Genomic DNA, 21,794 nt, shown 5'->3' with positions numbered 1-21,794 from the left:
GATCTTTCCTCAATAAATTTCGATCAGGCCAGCGGCCCCCATGCCGCCACCCACGCACATAGTGACGACGCCATAGCGGGCACCGCGGCGCTTTCCTTCGATCAATATATGGCCGATCATACGCGCACCGCTCATGCCATAGGGATGGCCCATCGCGATGGCACCGCCCGAAACATTGAGCAGGTCGTTGGGAATCCCCAGCGTATCGCGCGAATAAAGGAGCTGGCTGGCGAAGGCTTCGTTCAATTCCCAGATGCCGATATCATCGACCTTCAGTCCGTTGCGTTCAAGCAGGCGCGGAACCGCAAAGACCGGCCCTATGCCCATCTCTTCCGGTGCGCAGCCAGCAACGGCCATGCCGCGATAGGCACCGAGCGGCTCCAGCCCGCGGCGCGCCGCTTCCTGCGCGCTCATCAGCACCAGCGCCGCCGCACCATCAGACAATTGGCTGCTGTTACCGGCCGTGACCGAACCGCCAGGCGAAAGTATCTGACCGCCCTTATAGGCTGGCGGAAGCTGTCCGATTGAGTCGACAGTCGTGCCAGGCCGCAATCCTTCATCGGTCGACAGCGTCACCTCCCGCGCCGTGACTGCGCCTGTCGCCTTGTCCGCAACCAGCATGGTCGTGGTCATAGGGACGATTTCCTGCGCGAACCGTCCCGCCTCCGTTGCTGCGACCGCTCGCTGGTGCGACTGCGCGCCCAGTTCGTCCTGGGCTTCACGGCTGATGTTGTAGCGCCGCGCAACCATTTCTGCGGTTTCGAGCATGCTCATATAGATGTCTGGCCGGTTGGCCATCAACCACGGGTCCTGCGCGCGATAGAGGTTCATCTTATCGTTTTGAACAAGCGAGATAGACTCGACGCCGCCCCCTACCGCAATGTCCATGCCGTCTTGCACAATCTGCTTGGCCACGGTGGCGACTGCCATCAGACCCGACGCACATTGGCGATCGATGCTCATCCCCGCGACCGAAATCGGCAATCCGGCGCGCAGAGCCCCCTGCCGGGCAATGTTGGAGTGGGTCGCGCCCTGCTGCATGGCGCAGCCGAGCACCACATCCTCGACTTCCGCGACATCAAGTCCCGCGCGTTGCACGGCGTGGGCGATAGCATGGCCCGCCAGCGCCTGCGGCTGGGTATCGTTAAATGCACCGCGATAGGCCTTGCCTATGGGCGTTCTCGCCAACGACACAAAAACAGCTTCACGATTCGGCATGGGCGCTCTCCTAGAAAAAGCGATGTTGCTTAATATTCCAAATCGTCATACATTATTGCAGGACCTAATCAAGGGCGAGGTGAGCATGGCAAAGGTAAAGGCAGGCGTCGTAGGCGCGGGGTTAATGGGCGCAGAGATCGGTCTGGTGTTTGCAATCGCGGGACATGACGTAACATTAGTCGATAGCGCCCCCGATGCACTGGAGCGGGCGATCAAGCGCCTTACTATGATCGTCGAGAAAGGCATTACCGCCGGTCGCTATGAAGCCTCCACCACCGCGGCGCTAGGACGCATCCGTACCAGTACGACACTCGAAGATCTGGCCGATTGCGACATCGTCAGCGAAGCCGTGTTCGAGCAGGAAAAGATCAAGATCGATGTGTTGAACGCGCTGGCGCGCATCTGCCGCGGTGATGCGATGATTGCTACCAACACGTCGACAATTCCGATCGGAACGCTGGCGGGCCAGTTGCCCGCCGAGCGGCGAGCGCGTTTCATTGGCACGCATTATTTTTCGCCGGTTTCCCGCATGGCGCTGGTGGAAGTAATCCCCGGCTTCGAAACGGCCGATTCCACTTGCTCAGAAGCGATCGCGCTGATGAAAGATATTGGAAAGACGCCTATTAAGGTAAAGGATGTCGCTGGCTTTGCAGTTAATCGCATGCTGCATGCGATGATGATAGAGGCTGTCCGGCTTGTGGAAGAAGGCGTTGCCACGCCTGAGGAACTCGACTTAGCGTGCAAGCTGGGCCTGGGCCATGCCATTGGCCCGTTCGCACTGATGGATGCCGTCACCTCTACCCTCTGCGTTCAGGCACAGGAGATCATGCAGGAAGCCTATGGCGAGCGGTTCCGTCCGCCCGCATTACTTAAGCAGCGTGTGCGCGCCGGCTTTGGTGGCGGAAAGGGCAAGCCGGGCTGGTATAGCGGTTGAGGTTCGTTCCTTGGATGGAGGGCACGCGCAGGGCCTATTGGCAAAGCAAGAACCCGCGTTAGAAGGGCCGCAAACCTCGGTCTTTCGCTTGCAAAGGGCATTTTGAAATTGCGAACCTCGGATGACTCTTTGGATTTGGCCCTGATTGGTGCCCCTGGGCATTCGTCCGGCAGAACGCCGTTTGAAAATGTCTATCGCGGCGTCATCAGGGCCTTGTACGAAGGCCGCTATGTGCCGGGCCAGCGCCTGATCGCTCCCGACCTCATGCGCGAATTCGACGTCGGCCGAGGGACCATCCGCGAGGTTCTGCAACGTCTGGCATCGACCGGGGTGGTACAACTGGTGGCGCAAAAAGGCGCGCGTGTGCGACGTCTTTCCCGCCGCGAGGTGACTGAAGTACTCGACCTTGTTGAAGTGCTTCTTGGTCTAGCCGCTCGTGGTGCCGCGCATGCTGTGGTCGATCCAGCGCTTCATAAAGGTCTGCAGGACCGTTATGAAGCGCTGACCAGCAGCCCTTTTGATACAGATTTTGCTGGCTTCGTCGCGGCACGCGAACAATATTATCGCTATCTTGTGCAACTGGGTGGCAATCGGGAACTGCAACGCATTTTCCCATCCATCCAGGTGCACATCATGCGGATGCAGTTGCGCGCATTCAATCGAGCGGGCGATTCCATAGACCTTTCTGATTATGGCCTGCTACAAAGCGCTGTCCTTTCGCACGACCCGGAAAGTGCTGAACGTGCGGGGCGTGCTCACGTCCAACGCACCATGGGCCGCATTGCAGAACTGCCAGACCGCGCATTTGAACCGGAAGGCTAGAGTCTCCCCTGAGCAGAAGACTTACGGCATCGCCGCGCACGGCAGCGCGTTATCGCCTGACCGGATAATCCATGAGCGTAATGCGTGGATCGGGCACGACTACCCCGACTTTCCCCGCATATGCATACCAGGCGCGAACCAGATCAGCCTTGCGCTCCGGTTCGACATCCGAAAGATCGCGGGTTTCACCCGGATCGATCGCGATATTGAACAGTCGTCATAGGCCTTGCAATCCGCCGCTTCGTCAACGGTTAGGTGGAAGGCGAGCGGTCGTCCGAGGGCATAGCCAGACAGTGAAGCTTATTGGTGAACCCGCCCCGCGAGCGGCCGAGAGCGCGTAGATGAGTCCCCCTTTTCCGCCCGCTGCCGAGACGTGGGCGCGAACTGTGGTGCCGTCGATGCTGTAGTGGCTGCTGTCTGAATATGCATCGCATCAAGCGGCCCTCATGGCCTTGCTTAGCCGTGATCACCAAAAGCCATAGCGGGTCGGTTCGAATGTCGTAGCCGCCAACGGTATTGCTCAGCGTTCCGATCTGATCCCAATCAACGACCATACTGTCATCCCGGCATCTCAATCTTCGATACTATGGACGCCGCGCGCCATCAGGAACGAAAACTGCCCTGTCAGACGGGGTCATAATTTCACGGAAGATGTCAGGCCGTCATGTTTGCGCCACTACTCACTTAACCTGCCTTTAACTACATTGGCCTAAATTTTCGCTAGATAACGGGCTCGTAACGACCCCCTATAGCGAAGGACTTTGCACGATGCGAACAAGCACGATCCGACATGCCCTTGGGAAGGCTGTGGTCGTCGCGATGTCCATAGGGTTTGCAACCCATCCGGCAGTGGCGCAGATGGCCGGAGATCCGGCAGGGTCTGGTGCCATCGTCGGCGCAGTTGGCTGGCTGCAGGATACATTGCTGGGGACTGTTGCGACGACAGTTGCAGTCATATCTGTGGCCTTCGTCGGTCTGATGATGCTGACCGGCCGCATGAACTGGCGTCACGGCGTGTCTGTCATTCTGGGCTGTTTCATCCTGTTCGGTGCCGCTACGATTGTCGCTGGTATTCAGTCCACCGCACAAGCGGGCTACTAGGGCACCGCGGCAATGACCCATTTGCGCAGCGACCCTCTGTTCGTCGCCATGACCAGACCGACGACGCTGGCTGGTGTTCCCTATGGTTTTGTCATCGGCAATGTCATTGCGATGCTAGAACTGTTCCTTATTTTTCGATCACCTCTCGTGATCCTGGTGGGCGTGGTGGCACATTTAGCCTGCTGGTTTGGCTGCATTCGCGAACCACGGCTTCTGGACCTTTGGCTCGTCCGCGTCCGCCGTTGCCCGCGTATTAAAAATCGCAGATATTGGCAATGCAACTCTTATCGCCCGTGAGCCGGGATCGCGCGGCAATGGCGCGCGAACAATCGGCCGGCAGTATGCTGCCCTACGCCCTGCAACTGGATGATCACACGATCATGTTGCGGGACGGTCGGCTGATGCAGGTGATTAAGCTGGACGGCCTGCTGTTCGAAACCGCTGAAAGCGAGGAAATCAACTACCGCATGGAACTTCGCGACGCGATGCTCCAGGCGATCGGGTCTTCGCGTTTCTCGCTCTATCATCACGTGCTACGTCGCAGGGTCAATCCATCGATTGCAGGCGATTTTCCAGATATATTTTCCAATAGCGTGGATGCTATCTGGCGTGAACGGCGTGAACGGCGTGCGCTATTTTCCAACGAACTCTACATCGCCATCATTCGCCGCCCAGAAAGCGGCGCGCGCGGAATTGGCAGCCGGATCGCACAGAAATTCACCCGGTCCGGCGAACAGGCCGCGCGACGTGCCGGAGAGATGCGCGCGCTAGATGCCGCGCGCGATGCGTTGCTGGCCGCGCTCACCGCCTATCGCCCGACACTGCTTGGCACAACCGAAACGGCGCAGGGCATGGCGTCTGGCGCATTGCGTTATCTAGCGGCTCTCTACAATGGCTATCCGCACCAGGTGATATTGCCCTATGGCGACGTCGGCGAACATATTCCCGCTCGCCGCGTCAGCTTTGGCGCGCAGACATTGGAACTGGCCCCTACGGGCCACATGCCGCGCCGCTTTTCTGCCCTTGTGTCGATCAAAGATTATCCCGGCCTGACTTCCCCCGGCATGCTGGACAGCTTGTTTCGCCTGCCTATCGAGATGACCGTCACCCAGAGTTTTGTTTTCGTCGATCGCGCTGCGGCTCTTTCCCGGCTCAACCTGACCTTGCGCCGTATGCGAGCCGCCGATGACGAAGCCGTCGGGTTGAGAGAGGAACTGGGCGAAGCGCGAGACGCCGTGGCATCCGGTCGCGCGGGTTTTGGCGAACATCATCTCACCGTAGCGGTCCATGGCGATACGCCCGCCGAAGTCGATGCAGGCGTGGCCGAAATACAAGCTGCGCTGACAGATCTGTCGATTATCTCGGTGCGTGAAGATATCGGCCTGGAGCCTGCCTTTTGGGCACAATTCCCTGGCAACGAAGACTTTATCGCACGCAAGGCACTGGTATCCACGCGCAATTTTGCCGGCTTGGCCAGTTGGCACAGCTTTGCCACCGGCCAGTCCGAAGGCAATCATTGGGGCGTCCCGATCACATTGCTGGAAACGACCGCAGCCGGACCATATCATTTCAATTTCCATCAAGGCGATCTGGGCAATTTCACGATCATCGGTCCTTCCGGGTCCGGCAAGACCGTCGTGCTCAACTTCCTGATAGCCCAGGCCCAGCGCATCCAGCCCCGGATCGTTTTTTTCGACAAGGATCGTGGCGCGGAGCCATTTTTACGGGCGATGGGGGGCGTCTATGACGTTTTGCGGCCCGGCCAGGCATCGGGGCTGAACCCACTGCTGCTTCCAGATACCAGCGAAAATCGTCGCTTCCTGATCGAATGGATCGGCCGACTGGTGCATGATGGCAATGCGCTTTCTGCCGAGGACCAAGCGCTGATCGAACGCGCGGTCACGATCAACATGACTGCCCCTGCGCATCTGCGCCGGCTTCGCCATTTCGCGCAATTATTGCGCGGCGGCACCCGGCCCCATGCGGGCGATGTCGCCGCACGCCTCGCCCCCTGGATCGGCACCGGCGAGCATAGCTGGCTATTTGACAACGCCCAGGATTCCTTGGCCATCGACCAGCGTGTTATCGGTTTCGACATGACCCGGCTGCTGGACGATCCACGCACCCGCACGCCCGCGATGATGTATCTGTTCCACCGTGTGGAGGAAAGGTTGGATGGCACCCCCGCCATCATCGTGATCGATGAGGGCTGGAAAGCGCTGGACGACGATATATTCGTCGCGCGCATTCGCGATTGGGAAAAAACTATCCGCAAGCGTAACGGAATTGTGGGCTTTGCGACACAAAGCGCCGAGGATGCGCTTGAGAGCCGTATCGCGTCGGCCATCGTCGATCAGGCCGCCACCCAAATCTTCATGCCCAATCCCAGAGCAAAGGCGGAACATTATTGCGATGGCTTTGGCCTTACCCAGCATGAGTTCGAGATCATACGAATACTGCCCGATACATCTCGCGCCTTTTTGATAAAGCATGGGAGGGACAGTGTCGTTGCGCAGCTAGATCTGTCGGAAGAGCCCGACCTTCTAACGATCCTGTCCGGGCGGGAGACCACTGTCCGCAAGCTGGATGTCATCCGCGCAGAAGTAGGTGACGAGCCTATGGAGTGGATGCCGCACCTGCTGAAAGCCATAGCATGAGCGCCACATGCGGCAGTGCCGATCCCGATAGCTGGGTACGCAGCCTTTTTGCCGTCGCCGATTGCCAGGCGGCTCTGCTGGGTGCTGATGGATGGCAGGGGCTGTCATCCAGCACCCTGTTTGCGGTGATGCTGTCCGGGTTGTTAACGCTGGCAGTCGCCCGACTGGGATATAGATTGATGCGTGGCAACGTGCATCCTACCGAAGCCGTTACATTATCATTGCATATAGGGATCGTGATTGCGCTCGCGACGAGCTGGCAGGCTTATGATCGAGTCATTTATCGCGTCGCCATGAACGGGCCAGCAGAAATTGCTGCGGAGATATTTCCCGCCGCCGGTATAGATGCGACATATTTGTCAGAGCGGTTGCAGAATGCCTATGATGCCATCAGCATATCTCCAACTTTGTCGGACAGTAATAGCCAGAAAGCTGGTGATATTCCCTCATCTGAAAATGCCGCACCGGCTGAAAGTCAGCAGTTAGCCGACCGTAAAAGATCGGCAGGTTTGATGATCGCCAGCGGCGCGGGAACCTGGATTGCCGCGCGGATTAGCTTAGCGCTATTACTGGCCCTTGGTCCATTTGCCTTTGCAGCCTCCCTATTCCCGTTTTCAGCAGGCCTTTTGATCGGATGGCTGCGCGCTGTTCTAGGCACTGCACTCGCTACGCTTGTCATTCCGCTGGCGCTAACTTTGGAACTACAAATGCTGGACGCCCCCGTTCGCGCAGCATTGCGTGCGGGATCGGCGGAAATTGCAGGGCTGGATGCTATCGTATGGTCATTTGTTCTGGTGATCGCCGCCCTCATCTTCGCTGTCCAACGGTTCGCCGGAGGCCTGACCATGCCTCTCCACAACATGCGACCTTGGTTGGCGGTCAACGAACGGACTAGCGCGCCCTCCATGACGACATCAGCATCCAGCGCGTCTCCGTCAGCAGGTAGCAGTACGGCAAGATATCTGGGCGTAACCGTGGCCACCCATCCATCCCGCGCAATGGGCATCGTCCGCGCCGTCGAAACGCGAGAACGTTCTTTGCGCGCCGCTGGTCCTACCCTGCCCCCTTCCGCCGCAACCGCACAGACTGCAGGGTCGAACGGCAGAACATCCATTCGTCGCGGATCGCAAATTGTTGACGGAGCACGCCGAAGCGGAGGCGGGCGCCCCTCTCTTCTTTCCAAGCGTCCGGAGGCGCTATCATGAACAAACCCAATCCCGGCTATTTCGACCTTGCGCGCAACTGGGCAGATGAGCGTGATATCGCCAACGTACGCTCGCGGCGTATCGCCTGGACGATTGCAGTCATTGCCGTGGCACTCGCTGCGCTGGAGGCGGTAGCACTGGCGCTTGCCATGCCGCTCAAGACGGTAGTGCCAATGGCCGTTCTGGTAGATCGTACAACAGGGCATGTTGAACGGGTCAATTTGGATCAGATGAACAGGCTGAGTAGCAATTCAGCGCTCCAGCAATCCATGCTCGCGCAATATGTGATTGCGCGGGAGAGCTATGACCCGATCAATATTGGCGCATCCTATCGCAAAGTCGTATTATGGTCGGGCTGGCAGGCTCGCGCCAGCTATATGATGACCATGAAGCAGGACCCGCCATCGGCCCGCTTGGGTAAGGTTGGTCGCTCCATTGGCCTGGAAGCGCAGATCAAGAGTATTTCGATGCTCAATCCCATGTCCGCGCTGGTGCGATTTGACGTTGCTAAAATCGGCTCGGATGGTCGGCGCGACGACATCCGCCCATATATCGCCACCATATTGTTCGGCTTTCGCGACAAGCCCATGTCGATGGAGGACCGACTGGATAATCCGCTGGGGTTTGAAGTGCGATCATATCGTGTATCGCCCGAAGCGATATCTCCGGCAGATCCCGTTACGACGGCGACGTCCGAGAGGCAGATGCCATGAGAATTCCGGTGTTTTTGCTTGCCATGCTGGTGGCCGCACCCGCGCTGGCGCAAGACGATCCACGTCTGCGCACAGTGTTGTTCCGGCCTGGAACAGTCTATACCCTGCGCGTGGTGCCCGGTTATGTCGCCACCGTGGTCCTTAGTCCCGATGAGCGGATAGAAAGTGTCGCGATCGGCAATAGCGGTGCATGGGATGTATCGCCGTCAAAAAGCGGCGATCATCTGTTTGTGCGCCCTCTGGGCAATAGTGGACCTACCAATACAGAAATCGTGACCGATAGCCGCCATTACAGCATTTTACTGCAAACCGCCTTTGACGGCGATCCTGAAGCGACGTTTACCCTGCGCTTCACCTATGGCGAGCAGGCCGCTCCAGAGCCGACCGGCCCGATGCAGCCGATCGCTGACGCAACCGCCGTCACGGTTCCTGTCTATTATCGGATCAAGGGCGATCGACTCGCGCGTCCCTTGGCCGTAACGGATGATGGCAAACAAACGCTCTTCACCTTTGACAAAACCATGCCCCTGCCCGCGATATATGCAGTCGATGAGCAGGGTCACGAAACGTTGGTGACAATCCGCCAAAGCAATGATGACTGGAGCATTGACCGCGTCTGGCCGAAATATGTCTTGCGCGTGGGTAAGGCAAAGGCTCATGTCCTGCGCAGCGAAGGGCAGGTCGGGCGATGAGCAACAGCGTCGACACGAAGCCAGACACCGAGATGGAGGCGGACTGTCGTCCCACGGTTGCAATGCCGTCGGCTGGAGCCCCGACATGGGCGCTGGCGGCGGCCGCCATAGCAATAGGCGCGGCGGTCATGCTGACCATCAATGGGCAAAGGGCCGATAGCGCATCATCCCACCCCCAATCGGACTTTACCAGTGGGAGACCGACACCCGTCCCGCCCATTCTCAATAATGGGTTGCGCGACCTGCTGCGACAGGGTGGATCATCCAATGCTGACGCAGCGGCAGCAGGGAACCCGCAAGGTCGATTTAACGGTTCCATGACAACTGGCAGCGCCGCCTTTGCACGTCCGTTGCGACCTGGGGCGGGGTATAATTCTTCTGCTATGCCTTCGCAAAAAGGGGATTATGTCAGCACGGAAGGTGCGAGTTTCCCAGGTGGCTTTGCTCAAGAGCCGATGCCGGGCGCACCGGGCACCGGCTCAACAGGGTCCTTCAACCGTTCAGGTTCCGCGCTGATTTATGATGCAAGCACCAGTGGCGCGGCGGGCATGGGAGACGATAAAATGGCCGGTGATGCTGCACCAGCACGCGCCAGCATTATTCGCAACCGTCCATCGGTGGTCGCACAGGGCGAAATTCTGTCCGCTACGCTGGAAACGCCTGTCAACTCCGACCGTCCTGGCCTGATCCGCGCTATAGTCTCGCGCGATGTGCGTAGTTTCGATGGTAGCCGCATATTGATCCCGCGCGGAAGTCGCCTGGTTGGCGAGTTCCGGGCTGAACAGCCGGGCGGGCGACGCCGCATTCTGGCAACTTGGGGTCGGCTGATTCGACCTGATGGCGTGGCCATCCGCCTTGACTCTCCCGCCGCCGATGCGACGGGTGGCATCGGTATTCCCGGAAAGGTCGATAGCCATTTTTTAGCTCGTTTTGCCAATGCAGCACTACAGTCGGCCTTGCAGATTGGCGTCAATCTCGCCAATCGCCGGGGTAATGGTAGCATCATTGTCAGCAACAGTGCACAACTTCCCGGCATTGGGAGCCAGAATCTGATCCCCAATGCCGATGCACCGCCCACCGTCAAAGTGGCAGCCGGTGCAGCCATAACGGTCTTTGTTGCGCGTGACCTGGATTTTTCGGGCGTGCCCCAGGTCCGATGATGGAAACATTTCCTCCCAACGACTATCTCGCCTCTTTTCTGGCACCGCTGTCGCCCTTTCTCGCCCTGCCGGACACAACCGACATATATATCAATAATGTACAGGATATATGGGTGGAGCGGGTCGGTGGAGTCATCGCACGTCATAGCCTGCCGCTGTTGAGCGAAGAGTGGCTCTGGCAGTTGGCGCAACAAATGGCACGCATCTCGCATCAGGGAATCAGTCGCGCGGAACCACTTTTGTCCGGCACATTGCCGTGCGGTACGCGCGTTCAGGTCGTTGCGCCGCCAGCCACACGTGCCGGCTTTGCGATCGCGTTTCGGCGTCAGGTAAAGGCGCATTATAGCCTGGAAGAACTGCGCGGGAGCGCCATGTTCAGCGACACGGCTCTGCGTCCACGCATGAATCCGGACCGGGAACTGACGCAGCTTTATGACGATGGCAATCCCGTCGCCTTTCTGTCGGCGGCAGTTAAACGTCGCAAAACGATATTGGTGTCCGGAGGCACATCGACGGGTAAAACAACCTTGGTCAACGCCTTGTTACGTGAAATACCCATGTCTGAACGTCTGGTCGCCATCGAAGACAGTGCGGAACTCAACCTTGTCCACGACAATGCTGTTGGCTTGATCGCGACGCGCGGTCGGTTAGGCGAAAGCGTCGTGAGCGCAGACGACCTGTTGCAGGCAGCCCTGCGCCTTCGCCCGGACCGCATCCTGCTGGGCGAGGTCAGGGGACCTGAAGCTCTCACTTTTCTGCGTGCGGTCAACACTGGCCATCCAGGTTCCATGACGACCATCCATGCCGACACGCCGGAACGAGCGCTCGATCAACTTGCACTGCTGGCACTGCAATCCGGCGTGCGCATTGAAGGCGGTGATTTGCGACAGCATATCGACCAACTGGTCGACATCGTCGTGCAACTTGACCGTCGTGACGGACACCGCCGCGTGACCGAGATTCGCTGGCGCGGGGCCATGTTACGCGATGCCCATAGCCAGGAGTTTGCGGACTGAAGTAAACCACTTCAGCTCGCACCTTGGAACGGCATTTTGCGCGGACCCAACTTGACCGCCCATATTTGGCAATGCTCAAGAGCCAGAGCAGGAGCGCGGCCTCACTAATACCAAGGCCCGCTAATCACCAATGATGTATTTTTGAACCGCGCTTGACCCGCCGAAAGCCTCGGACCGTGAATCAAGCTGTCAACCCGGCACCTTCCAAAATTCATCGATAAACGTTTGCTGCAAAAGAGAGCATGGACCTGCTGCCTGCCTTGATCGGCGTTTTCATCTGTACGATCCGAAGGTTACATATTCACACGAGATAGCAGCGAAATATCCCCGGCATATGGGAATTATGCTGACCATCTCGCCTCGATCGAGCGCTGTGTAATTGGACAGAAAAGCCCATCCTCAGCAGGCCTGAAAATGTCTGCAAACGTTTCTTGACAACTTTGCCTTTGCGGTTCAGATTGTTTCGCGAACGGAAGAGGCAAACCGGCTGCGCGGCCGACTTGTCCAGACAAGCGGCTCGCAGAATGGCCGCAGAGCATCCGTTTAGGAAAAGTCATTTTAGGGGAGGAAACCATGAACCATTCAACCAGGCACGCTCTTCTGCTCAGTTCCCTGCTGTGCAGCGCCATGTTCAGCCAAAGTGCCGTTGCCCAATCTACCGCGGACGATCAATCAGGAGCTGAGACACATGATAGCCGCCTGATGGACATCGTCGTGACGGCGCAGAAGCGGTCGGAAAACCTCCAGGATGTGCCTATCGCGGTTTCTGTGGCATCCGGCGAACAGCTTGACGCCCTGGGCGTACGCGATGTGCTGGACATCAAGATCGCAGTGCCCACACTTAACTCGACCAGCACCAACGGTTATCTGACCAGCAGCATCCGCGGCGTGGGCTCGATCGCTGCCGGTCCCGGCGTCGAAAGCCCGGTCGCCATCTATGTGGATGGCGTCTATATCGCCTCTCCTCAGGCCTCCACGACCCAACTCAACAACATCGCTTCGATTGAAGTTCTGAAGGGTCCGCAAGGCACATTGTTCGGTCGCAACGCAACTGGCGGCCTGATCCAGATCACCACGAAGGCACCAGGTAGCACGCCTGAAGGGAAGTTCGAGGTCGGCTATGCCAATTACGACACCCTCTCCGGCTCGGCCTATCTGTCCGGCCCCATCACGTCGAACCTATTTGCCGACATTTCCTTCACAGGACGCACACAGGGCGATGGCTGGGGTCAGAATGTCGCGCTTGGCGAACATGTCTATCGGCAGGACCGCATCATTTCGCTGCGGTCAAAATGGATATGGGAAGCTGGTGCCGACACAAGTTTTACGCTGATTGGCGACTATTCCAATACCAAAGGGTCAATGGGCGCGTTCACAAGCCTTCCGGGCCGGGTGTCCGGCTGGCCACCCTTCACCGTCGCGCCCGACACGGGATACAACGTGAACTATAATATCACGCCGACCCGAACCGCCTGGGACGGGGGTGTCAGCCTGCGCCTCGATCAAGGGCTGGGCAACCTGATGCTGTCGAGTATCACCGCTTATCGCAAGTCCCGGATCGATCATGCGCAAGATTTTGACTTCACGGTTAACCAGCTTTCAAGCTTCACTTATATCACGCCAGGTCGCCAGTTTTCGCAAGAGTTACAGCTTTCTTCGGATAAATCCGAAAAGCTGAAATGGACTGCTGGTCTTTTCTATTATTCCAGCGAATTCGCCTATGAAGATTTTATCCTGAATCTTAATTTCCTCAATCGGTCGGTCAATACGAACAGCAAGCAGACGGCACGCTCGTTCGCGGGCTATGCACAGGCAACCTATGAGCTTTTTGATGCTACAAACCTGACGTTCGGTGGGCGCTATACGACCGAGCGCCGTCAGGAGAAAGATGCAAGTCTGGCTACATCGACGGTCGTGCCGAACATTCTCGTAGCAACCGTTCCGTTGGCTGACCGCAGCAAGACCGCCAGCAAATTCACGTACCGCGTCAGTCTCGACCACCGCTTCTCGGATGATGTACTGGGCTATATATCCTATAATCGGGGCTTCAAGAGCGGCGGGTTCAATCTGGGCAACCCCGCTTTTGATACCTACGATCCCGAAACTCTGGATGCGCTAGAAGTCGGCTTGAAGGCAGACCTGCTCGACAACCGCCTGCGCGTCAATCTTGCCGGCTTCGATTACAAATATAAGAACATCCAGGTACAAAAACTGGGCAACGGTACGATAGGAATCGTCAACGGCGCTTCGGCCCATATCTACGGAATCGACGCGGACCTGACGGCTGTCCTAGCCGACGGCCTGACGCTGACGTCGGGTATCGGATGGCTTTCTCCCAAGTTCGAGTCCTTCCCCAATTGCGGCATGGGTGCCCCCAATGGCGGTGTACCTGTTACCAGCACCGGAACAGAATGTGCAGGCAACCAGGTTGCCCTTGCCTCGAAGTTCGTTGGCAATATTGGACTGAACTATACCACAGATGTTTCGAACGGAAAGCTGACTGCTTCAACCAATCTCTATTATAATAGCGGATTTTACTTCGAGCCTGATAATTTTATTAAACAGAACCGCTATGCCCAGCTCGGTGCTTCACTGCGTTGGGTAGGTGAAGGCGGACTATCGATTGGCGTGTTTGGCAAGAATCTCACCAACCAGCGTGTGCTGACCTTTGCTGCAACCCAGATTAACGGCAATCAGGTTGGCATGTTCGCCGAACCGAGAACATATGGCGCAACTATCGGCTACCAATTCTGATCGATGGCATGTCCTGGCATGTTGACCTCTCTCACCAGCTACAGTTTTTCAAAGCCTTAGAGTTGGTCAACCTACCAGAGAACCGCCGTTCAGGATGGTGAAACAAAAAGTTGCTGCAAATGAAGAGGCAGCGGCATGCCGCAACTGAGAAGGAAAGAAGGAGAGGCAGATGACCAGCCTTAAGAGCCAGTCGAATGACATTGCCGACAAACATACACCTTTGCTCCGAAATTTCTGGTATGTCGCCGCGAAGCGTGACGAGATCACGCGCGCGCCAATACGCCGCACGATCCTGAACGAGGACATTCTCTTCTACCGAACTGAAGAAGGCAAGCCGGTCGCGGTGCAAAATCGCTGCCCACATCGCTCCTTTCCGCTGCATAACGGCTATCTCAATGGTGACCGGATTGTCTGCAACTATCACGGAATGGAATTCAATCCCGATGGTTCATGCGGCCTTGTTCCCTCGTTGAACTCGGCACCGCGCTCGATCAGGCTCGATGCTTATCCGCTACAGGAGGAAGGACCGTTCGTCTGGATCTGGATGGGAGACCAAGCCAATCCCGACTATACGCGCTTTTTCCGGGAAGACTGGTGGGACAAGCCGCGATGGACGGTGCTGACGGGCTATATGTTCATGAAAGCCAATTACTTGGGTTTGCACGAAAACCTGATGGACCTCACGCACTTCGCTTTCCTCCACAGCAAGTGGAATCTGGCCAAGCGGGAGCATACGCTGGCACCATGCACGATCACCGATGAAGGTAACCATATCCGCCAGTTCGAAGTACATGAAGGGGTCGATTTCCCGCCCGCTCTGGCGGAATATGCAGGGATGAAAGGTCCATTCAATCGGGAGGCGCATCACCTGGCACGGACACCCGCCATGCAGGAAGGGCATCAGATAACGGTCGATGTGTCACAAGCTGGCAAAACCGACGAACAATATATCACCCACTATATGACGCCGGAAACAGCCACGACCACGCACTATTACTGGGCACTGGCGCTTGAACATGGCGGCGGCGACAGCGTGCTGCTGGGCCAGATGCAGACGCTTGCCGGTGCAGCGTTCGAAGAAGACAAGGTTGCGCTGGAAGAAATCGAGGCGATACAGAATCGCGATCACCGCCCAGGCTTCAGCGAACGGATCATCAAGACAGACGAGGGCGGTGTTCGCGTGCTGCGGATGTTCGCAAAGTTCGCTGCGGATGAAGCGCGGCAGACGATAGCCGCATAACAGCCATACGCTACCGCGGTGCCGGCACCTCTTCTGCGATGATCAGCCCACTTCGAATGACGATTGAACGCACATAGGGATCAACACATGGCGCAAGCATTCACGAAGATTACCGATCCGGGCTTCGCGGAGCCGCATTCCGGCCTTCGCGACCAGTTGCTGAATGCCGTCGCGGACATTGCGCCGTGCCTGGAAGCCAATCGACTCCCCATGGAGGCGCAACGCGGACCGACCGCAGAGGTAGTTTCGGCCATGCGTCAAGCGGGGCTGCTGGACCTGCGCGTTCCCGCCGCGCTCGACGGCTACGAAGCCGATCTCACCCTCTATGGCGACGTGACCGAACAGGTTGCCTATCACAATTTCGCCGCAGGCTGGTGCCTGATGCTCTATGCCGACAATGCGGGCGTCGCCGGAGCCAATCTGTTGCCTGAAGGCTTGCGGATATTGATGCCCGATGGTCGCATGCCCCCGATCTGCGGCGGCGGCGGTGGACGCATCGGGGAACTGGTAGCGGTCGAAGGCGGCTATCGTGCGACCGGCCACTGGACCTATGGCAGTGGCATCCCCCAGGCTGAGTGGACCCTGGTGATGGCGGCCGAACAGCCGGAGGATGGCGCACCCCCTGTTCCCCGCATGATCTTCCTGCCCACGCGCGCGCTGGAGATCGAAGACAACTGGCATGTCTTGGGCCTGAAAGGATCGGGCAGTTCGGACTTCCGGGCGAAGGATGTGTTCGTCCCTGAAGAACTCTGCTTTCCCGTCGGACAGGCGCCCCGTCGCGGTGGCCCCCTCTACAAACTTGGCTTTCTTGGCTTCCTGTCCTTATGCATCCCGCCGCTGATGATCGGGCTGGGCCAACGGGTGCTTGACGACATGGCGAAGCTAGCAGCCAGCAAAGTGCGCGGCCACGCCAAAAAGACACCGCTCGCCTATCGCGGTGTCTTCCAGTCTTTTCTCGGTGAAGCCGATATCCGCCTTAAAGCCGTGCGCGCCCTGTCGCGCGCGACAGGGGACAGGCTGGTGCGCGATATCGCTGCCACGGGCAAATCGTCACCGGAAAATGAAGTCGAAGCCAGGGCGGTGGGTGCCTATTGCGCGAGGCAGGTGGTGAGCATCGTCACGGACGTCGTCGGCTATGCCGGCGGTGAAGGCATCCAGGCCGGGCACCGCTTCGAGATGGCGCTGCGCGACGCGAATGCCGCCGTGACCCATATCATCCTGAACAATTCCGCTTACGAAAATCACGCGGAGTTCATGATGCAATTACCGGACGCCTCGGTCAGTTTCTAAACATCGGTCAACTTTACCGTCAATGCAGGAGACAATGCATGACTGTCGAACATTCCCGCAGCAGCGGCCTCGCCCGGCTCCATCATGCCGCCCGCGTCGTGAAGGACCAGGAAGCCAACCGGAAATTTGTGGAGGACGGCCTCGGCATTCCGCTCGTCGCCACCTGGTGCGAGAACGTGCCCCATCCCGAACAACCCGGAGAAACGCTCGAACTTTGCCATACCTTTTACGAGTTGGATGACGGTTCGGCGCTGGCCTTTTTCCAGTTCGGCAGTGAGGCCGACTATGAACGCTACGCCCCCCGCTTAGGGACGCTTACGGGAATGTTCGATCATATCGCCCTCAAGGTCGACAAGGCGGGCTTTGAGGAAATGACCCGGCGGGCGGAGAGTGCAGGCCTCCACCATTTTGACCATGATCATGGCTATTGTCGGTCGCTCTATATCCCGTGCGAGCAGGGTTACATGATGGAGTTCGCGTGGGACGCGGCGAACGTCGAAGATATTCATGCCTGGCAGACGAAGAGCGCGCACGCCGACCTCAAGCGCTGGCTCGCCGGCGATCGCACCACGAACAACAACGTTCGCCATAGCTGATACAGGCTGGCGTCACATCGGCCCACGAGACTCAACGAGGCGATTATGAACCCGTCTGTTTTTGCAACCCGCAAGGCTCCCTCCGTTTCAAATCCGCGCGCGCGCTATAAACCTTTGAATCCGGGCAGCAGCTTGCTTCCGAGGGGTAGCGTTCATGCAAAGGGCGCTCCGGGTCTGCGTTGCGACATCATTCACGAACGTGACGTGGAACTGACGATGCGCGACGGGACCCGGCTTTATGCCGATGTCTTCCGCCCCGCCAATGCCTCCGAGCCTGTGCCTGCGCTCGTCAACTGGGCACCTTATGGCAAGGGGGGGACGGGTGAGTATTTTATCGAGGACAGTAAAACCTATCCAAACCGCCTGGGCATCCCCCGCAGCGCCACGTCCGGCCTGCAGTCCTGGGAAGCAAATGATCCATCGCTCTGGTGCGACAATGGCTATGCCATCGTCCAGGTCGATGCGCGGGGTGCCTTTAATTCCGAAGGCATCATCATGTTCAACGGATCGCAGGAAGGCCGGGACGGGCACGATGCGATCGAGGCCATTGCCGCCTTGCCCTGGTGTACGGGCAAGGTCGGGCTGGCGGGCAATAGCTGGCTTGCCTTTGCTCAATGGCAGATAGCGGCGCAGAAACCGGCTCATCTTGCCGCCATCGCGCCCTGGGAAGGGCTGAGCGACATTTATCGCGACTTCCTCGTGCGCGGCGGGATTCCCGAAGGCGTGCCCTTCGCAGAGCTTCTCATGGCCAACAACTTTGGCAAGGGCGAAGCGGAAGATGTCGTTGCCATGCTGGATCGTCATCCGCTGTTCGATGAATATTGGCAGGACAAGGCCCCGCCGATCGAGGAGATCGAATGTCCCGCCTATGTCGTGGCGGCCTATGCCAATTTGCTGCACACCAACGGCACATTCCGCGCGTGGTCGCGGCTGCGCTGCCCACGATGGCTGCGCATTCACAACACCCTGGAATGGATCGATTTCTACAACGAGAAATATGGTGCGGACCTGATGCGGTTTTTCGACCGCTATCTCAAAGGCATCGACAATGGCTGGGAGGAAACATCACCCGTTCGCATGGTGGTGTTCGACCCCGGCCACCGCGATATCGTCGATCGGCCGGAAGCAGAGTTTCCGCCCGCCCGCGCAGTCGAACGAGCCCTGCACCTCAATCTAGCGGACGGGAAGCTGACGGAATCGCCGTCGCCTGCTGAAACGCGCGCCGCCTACCGCCTTTCGGCGGCCGAACCACAGATCGACCTGCTCCATCGCTTCGATCGAAACACCGAAATCGTCGGCTATCCCATGCTTCGCCTTTGGGTGTCTGTCGAGGGGCACGATGATGCAGATGTCTATGTCCAGATGCAGAAGCTGAGCGCGAAGGGCAAGATGCTGCGCCACCAAATGATCGACCTCGGCCTCCCTGGTGCGCGCACATGGATGCCCTGGCTGCTCGATCATGGCGTGAGCAAGCTGCGGCAATTGTTCTACAATGGTCCCGAAGGCAAAATTCGCGCCTCACGCCGGGGGCTGCTGTCCGACCACCCCCTGCATCACGACCTGAATTTCGAGCGGAAGATCGTTCCCGGTAAGCCGGTGGCGCTAGACATTCCGCTCGGCCCGGTCGCGATGCGCTGGCATGCAGGCGAACAATTGCGCCTGCGTATTTCGGGGATTCCGCTGGTGCCGATGCGCACCCCAGAAATGCTGCACTATCCGCCCGACCCTCTCCAACGGGGCGATCGCCATACGTTCATCTCCGGCGGGCGCTATCCGGCAGCCCTCTCTTTTCGTAGCATCGAATTTTGATCGTGACGGAAGGAGCGACCATAGGCACGAGGGGCACCTCCAGCGCGCCCAGCCCCAAAGAATTGCTCCAATCGCTCCTCGATGAACGGGCCTGTGCGAGCGTGGTCCAGCGCTACGGTACCCTGGCCGATGGTGACGACGTCGACAGCTTTGTCGATCTGTTCACCCCTGATGCCGTTTGGCAAAGGGCGGACGGCAATGTCTATTGTGGTCATGAGCAAATTCGCACGGTATTTGCTGGGCGCTCGGCGGGCGGCTTCTCATGTCACCTGATTTGCAATGTCATGGTCAGCCTGTCCGGTAACAAAGCGACCGCGCAATCCGCTGCCGTCGTGCTGAAATCCTCAGTTGCAGGTAAGCCCTGCACGATAACACCTGCAGTTGCCATGGCCAGCTATGTTGATAGCTTGATACGCTGCTACGATGGCCGTTGGCGGATTGCGAAGCGATATTCGAGCCTACTGCTTCAACTCCCTGCCGATTAGGACAAAGAATGGATGGCAATGCCTACGACGGCGGCACTCCGGTACTTCCACGCTGGATGAGATTACATTGGAGAGTGTAACGGATCGGGTTCTCGTCATGACTGCGCCCCTGTTCGAACGCGGTCATCCGTTCGAGCAGGATGTCGACACCCGCATTTGCAAGATCGACGGTGCGCGTATCGATTGTTGTAATGCCCTTCCCATAAAGCTTGAACCAACTCGCATCACCATAGCCCAGCAACGATAGGTCATCGGGCAATCGCAGCCCTAAACTGGCAATGGCATCGACCGCACCTTCGGTCTGAAGAGAGTTGGCTACGACCAGTCCAGTCGGCCGGACAGCCGCATTCATCAGGCGGATCGTTGCCATGCGGGCGAAATCGACCGTCAGCGGACCTTGTTGGATGAGGCGTGGCAACGGCTCCACACCATAGGACGCCATTGCCGCATTAAAACCGGCGAGACGCCGCTGCCCGGTCCCCAGTGCGCTTTCGCCGCCGATATAGGCGATCGTGCGATGTCCCAACTGGAGGAGATGGGTGGTCGCAAGAAGCAGGGACTGTTCATCATCGAGCGTCACTGTGGGGAACTGTAGGTTGACGGAGCGGTCCGCCAGATCGACCGTGGGGATCGACCGAAGAAGTTCGACCGTCCGGTCCAGGCTTCGCCCACAAGTCGCAATCGCGATACCCGCCACACGCGCCTCGCGCAGCGCCATCACTTGCCGCAACTCGGTTTCCGGATCGTCACCAGAAACGCCCAACATGAGGTTGAGCCCTTCCTGTGCGAACCGTGTGGCAAAAATCTGCGCCGCCGTTGCGAACAGTTGATTGGGAAAATCGGGGATGACGAGCCCGATCGAGGAGCCATAAGGCTTGTGCAGCATCCGGGCACCTGCATTCGGGACGTAGCCAAGCTCCGCCGCAGCAGCCTCCACCCGCGCGCGCAGTTCTGCGCTGACATATGGCTTACCGTGTAACGCCCTTGATACGGTGGAAAACGCAATGCCAAGATGCTTTGCGACGTCCTTGATGGTGACAGGCTTGTTGTTCGTCATGGCCTCTATATTCTCTAAATCGAAACGCCATCCGCCTGTTGCGGCCAAAGGACGAACCTGCACCAACCCATCCATGGCCAATTGGTCAAGGTCAGCCGGGCATCTAATGCAAAGCAGCGTACAGCGCGCTGCCGACACCAGCAATAGCGTGCTGCTTTCTGGAACAATAGGAACCAGGGCAATAATGAGGTGATAGGATTCCTATCATCCGCCGGTTGGATCTTGCCTAGCGAACTCATTTTTGGTTGCGACAATCTGATTGGCCAGCGGAGTCGCGATGCCGCGTCGGCTGGCCAGGCAATCCTGGGGCAGATCAAGTGTAAACTGCGCACCATCGGCGATTAGAATGTCGAGAAATTCGGCCAAATGATCGATCGCGCCCGTCGCAAGGTCATGCAGTACGACAACGCTCCATTCCTGCGCCCGACAACGTTCCACAGTGCGCTGCAACCAGTCATTGGGATCGATCCACTCTTCCGCCAGACAATTCCACAGGACACAGGTGTAGCGTTTTGCGCACAGAAAATCCCACGTGCGCGGCCTGAACATATGGGAGCCGATCCTCCCCTTTCGCCCCACGGGTCTGAACAAGCGCTCATCCCCCACCAACTCGCCCAGCAATCGGTCTGTACCGGCGATTTCGTCGATAGCGACATCATCTTCCATGTGTCCGAGCGGCGCGTCATGTGTATAGCTATGGTTGCCGATACGATGACCGGCATCCTTGCAGGCAATGGCAATCTCTCGCAATAGCGGGTTCGCAATGTTCTTTCCGAGCACGAAGAATATTGCCTGAATCCGTCTGGCAGCAAGAATGGATAGAACATCATATGTTACGGTGGGATGAGGTCCATTGTCGAATGTCAGTGTAATCTTCATATTTGTCCTGACAGTTTTTCAAATTGCCAAACCATAATTATTAGTAGAGGCGCAGGATTGACCGGACCCGAATGCTCACTGGTTTGTATCTGGACACCCGCAAAAACTCTGGCGGATTTAGGTTATTCGTGATTCATTGATTGGGTAGCCATTGGAGGTGACGAGC

The 21,794-nt window shown here is 58.0% G+C and carries 19 protein-coding genes; 16 read left to right on the top strand and 3 right to left on the bottom strand.

Annotated elements, in window-relative coordinates; translation table 11 throughout:
* Window positions 1-9 precede the first annotated feature (9 nt).
* Window positions 10-1,218, bottom strand: a complete 1,209-nt coding sequence (locus tag V2I08_RS13330) for an acetyl-CoA C-acyltransferase (protein ID WP_349635549.1) — start codon at window positions 1,216-1,218, stop codon at window positions 10-12.
* Between V2I08_RS13330 and V2I08_RS13325 the strand changes: the two genes are divergently transcribed.
* The 16 genes from V2I08_RS13325 (at window position 1,217) to V2I08_RS13250 (ending at window position 19,692) form a co-directional block, all read left to right on the top strand.
* Complete coding sequence (locus V2I08_RS13325) at window positions 1,217-2,152, top strand: 3-hydroxyacyl-CoA dehydrogenase family protein (protein ID WP_349635548.1); 936 nt, start codon at window positions 1,217-1,219, stop codon at window positions 2,150-2,152. The genes V2I08_RS13330 and V2I08_RS13325 overlap by 2 nt on opposite strands.
* A gap of 129 nt (window positions 2,153-2,281) precedes the next feature.
* Complete coding sequence (locus V2I08_RS13320; RefSeq protein WP_349635547.1) at window positions 2,282-2,974, top strand: GntR family transcriptional regulator; 693 nt, start codon at window positions 2,282-2,284, stop codon at window positions 2,972-2,974.
* Window positions 2,975-3,742: 768 nt separating this feature from the next.
* Complete coding sequence (locus tag V2I08_RS13315) at window positions 3,743-4,075, top strand: TrbC/VirB2 family protein (protein ID WP_349635546.1); 333 nt, start codon at window positions 3,743-3,745, stop codon at window positions 4,073-4,075.
* A 12-nt stretch (window positions 4,076-4,087) separates the two neighbouring features.
* A complete protein-coding gene (locus V2I08_RS13310; RefSeq protein ID WP_349635545.1) occupies window positions 4,088-4,372 on the top strand; it encodes a VirB3 family type IV secretion system protein in 285 nt (94 codons plus the stop codon).
* Window positions 4,351-6,732 carry a VirB4 family type IV secretion/conjugal transfer ATPase gene (locus V2I08_RS13305; RefSeq protein ID WP_349635544.1) on the top strand — a complete coding sequence of 794 codons (2,382 nt, stop codon included), beginning with the start codon at window positions 4,351-4,353 and terminating at the stop codon, window positions 6,730-6,732. The genes V2I08_RS13310 and V2I08_RS13305 overlap by 22 nt, the downstream gene beginning before the upstream one ends.
* Window positions 6,729-7,937 carry a type IV secretion system protein gene (locus V2I08_RS13300; protein ID WP_349635543.1) on the top strand — a complete coding sequence of 403 codons (1,209 nt, stop codon included), beginning with the start codon at window positions 6,729-6,731 and terminating at the stop codon, window positions 7,935-7,937. Before V2I08_RS13305 ends, V2I08_RS13300 begins: the two co-directional genes overlap by 4 nt.
* Window positions 7,934-8,650, top strand: a complete 717-nt coding sequence (locus V2I08_RS13295; RefSeq protein ID WP_349635542.1) for a VirB8/TrbF family protein — start codon at window positions 7,934-7,936, stop codon at window positions 8,648-8,650. Before V2I08_RS13300 ends, V2I08_RS13295 begins: the two co-directional genes overlap by 4 nt.
* Window positions 8,651-8,658: 8 nt before the next feature.
* On the top strand, window positions 8,659-9,342 hold the full coding sequence (locus tag V2I08_RS13290; protein WP_349635541.1) for a TrbG/VirB9 family P-type conjugative transfer protein: 684 nt from the start codon (window positions 8,659-8,661) through the stop codon (window positions 9,340-9,342).
* 128 nt (window positions 9,343-9,470) lie between these two features.
* Window positions 9,471-10,502, top strand: a complete 1,032-nt coding sequence (locus V2I08_RS13285; RefSeq protein WP_349635540.1) for a TrbI/VirB10 family protein — start codon at window positions 9,471-9,473, stop codon at window positions 10,500-10,502.
* On the top strand, window positions 10,499-11,518 hold the full coding sequence (gene virB11 / locus V2I08_RS13280) for a P-type DNA transfer ATPase VirB11 (RefSeq protein WP_349635539.1): 1,020 nt from the start codon (window positions 10,499-10,501) through the stop codon (window positions 11,516-11,518). Before V2I08_RS13285 ends, virB11 begins: the two co-directional genes overlap by 4 nt.
* A 573-nt stretch (window positions 11,519-12,091) precedes the next feature.
* Window positions 12,092-14,272 (top strand): TonB-dependent receptor domain-containing protein, encoded by a 2,181-nt coding sequence (locus V2I08_RS13275; protein ID WP_349635538.1) that lies wholly within the window; start codon window positions 12,092-12,094, stop codon window positions 14,270-14,272.
* A gap of 169 nt (window positions 14,273-14,441) precedes the next feature.
* Entirely contained in the window at window positions 14,442-15,512 is a 1,071-nt protein-coding gene (locus V2I08_RS13270; protein ID WP_349635537.1) for a Rieske 2Fe-2S domain-containing protein, read from the top strand.
* Between the two features lie 87 nt (window positions 15,513-15,599).
* Window positions 15,600-16,802, top strand: a complete 1,203-nt coding sequence (locus V2I08_RS13265) for an acyl-CoA dehydrogenase family protein (protein WP_349635536.1) — start codon at window positions 15,600-15,602, stop codon at window positions 16,800-16,802.
* A gap of 38 nt (window positions 16,803-16,840) precedes the next feature.
* Window positions 16,841-17,398 (top strand): VOC family protein, encoded by a 558-nt coding sequence (locus V2I08_RS13260; RefSeq protein WP_349635535.1) that lies wholly within the window; start codon window positions 16,841-16,843, stop codon window positions 17,396-17,398.
* A 216-nt stretch (window positions 17,399-17,614) separates the two neighbouring features.
* The gene (locus V2I08_RS13255; protein WP_349635534.1) at window positions 17,615-19,207 is read left to right on the top strand and encodes a CocE/NonD family hydrolase; all 1,593 of its coding nucleotides are present in this window, start codon (window positions 17,615-17,617) and stop codon (window positions 19,205-19,207) included.
* Window positions 19,208-19,209: 2 nt separating this feature from the next.
* Entirely contained in the window at window positions 19,210-19,692 is a 483-nt protein-coding gene (locus tag V2I08_RS13250; RefSeq protein ID WP_349635580.1) for a nuclear transport factor 2 family protein, read from the top strand.
* A gap of 22 nt (window positions 19,693-19,714) precedes the next feature.
* Here V2I08_RS13250 and V2I08_RS13245 read toward each other — a convergent pair whose 3' ends face one another.
* A complete protein-coding gene (locus V2I08_RS13245) occupies window positions 19,715-20,749 on the bottom strand; it encodes a LacI family DNA-binding transcriptional regulator (protein ID WP_349635533.1) in 1,035 nt (344 codons plus the stop codon).
* A 204-nt stretch (window positions 20,750-20,953) separates the two neighbouring features.
* Entirely contained in the window at window positions 20,954-21,628 is a 675-nt protein-coding gene (locus V2I08_RS13240) for a polysaccharide deacetylase family protein (protein ID WP_349635532.1), read from the bottom strand.
* Window positions 21,629-21,794: the final 166 nt, after the last annotated feature.

The organism is Sphingobium sp. MK2 (assembly GCF_040170545.1).
In the GTDB taxonomy this organism is placed as follows: domain Bacteria; phylum Pseudomonadota; class Alphaproteobacteria; order Sphingomonadales; family Sphingomonadaceae; genus Sphingobium.
This window is presented reverse-complemented; position numbering and strand designations above follow the sequence as displayed.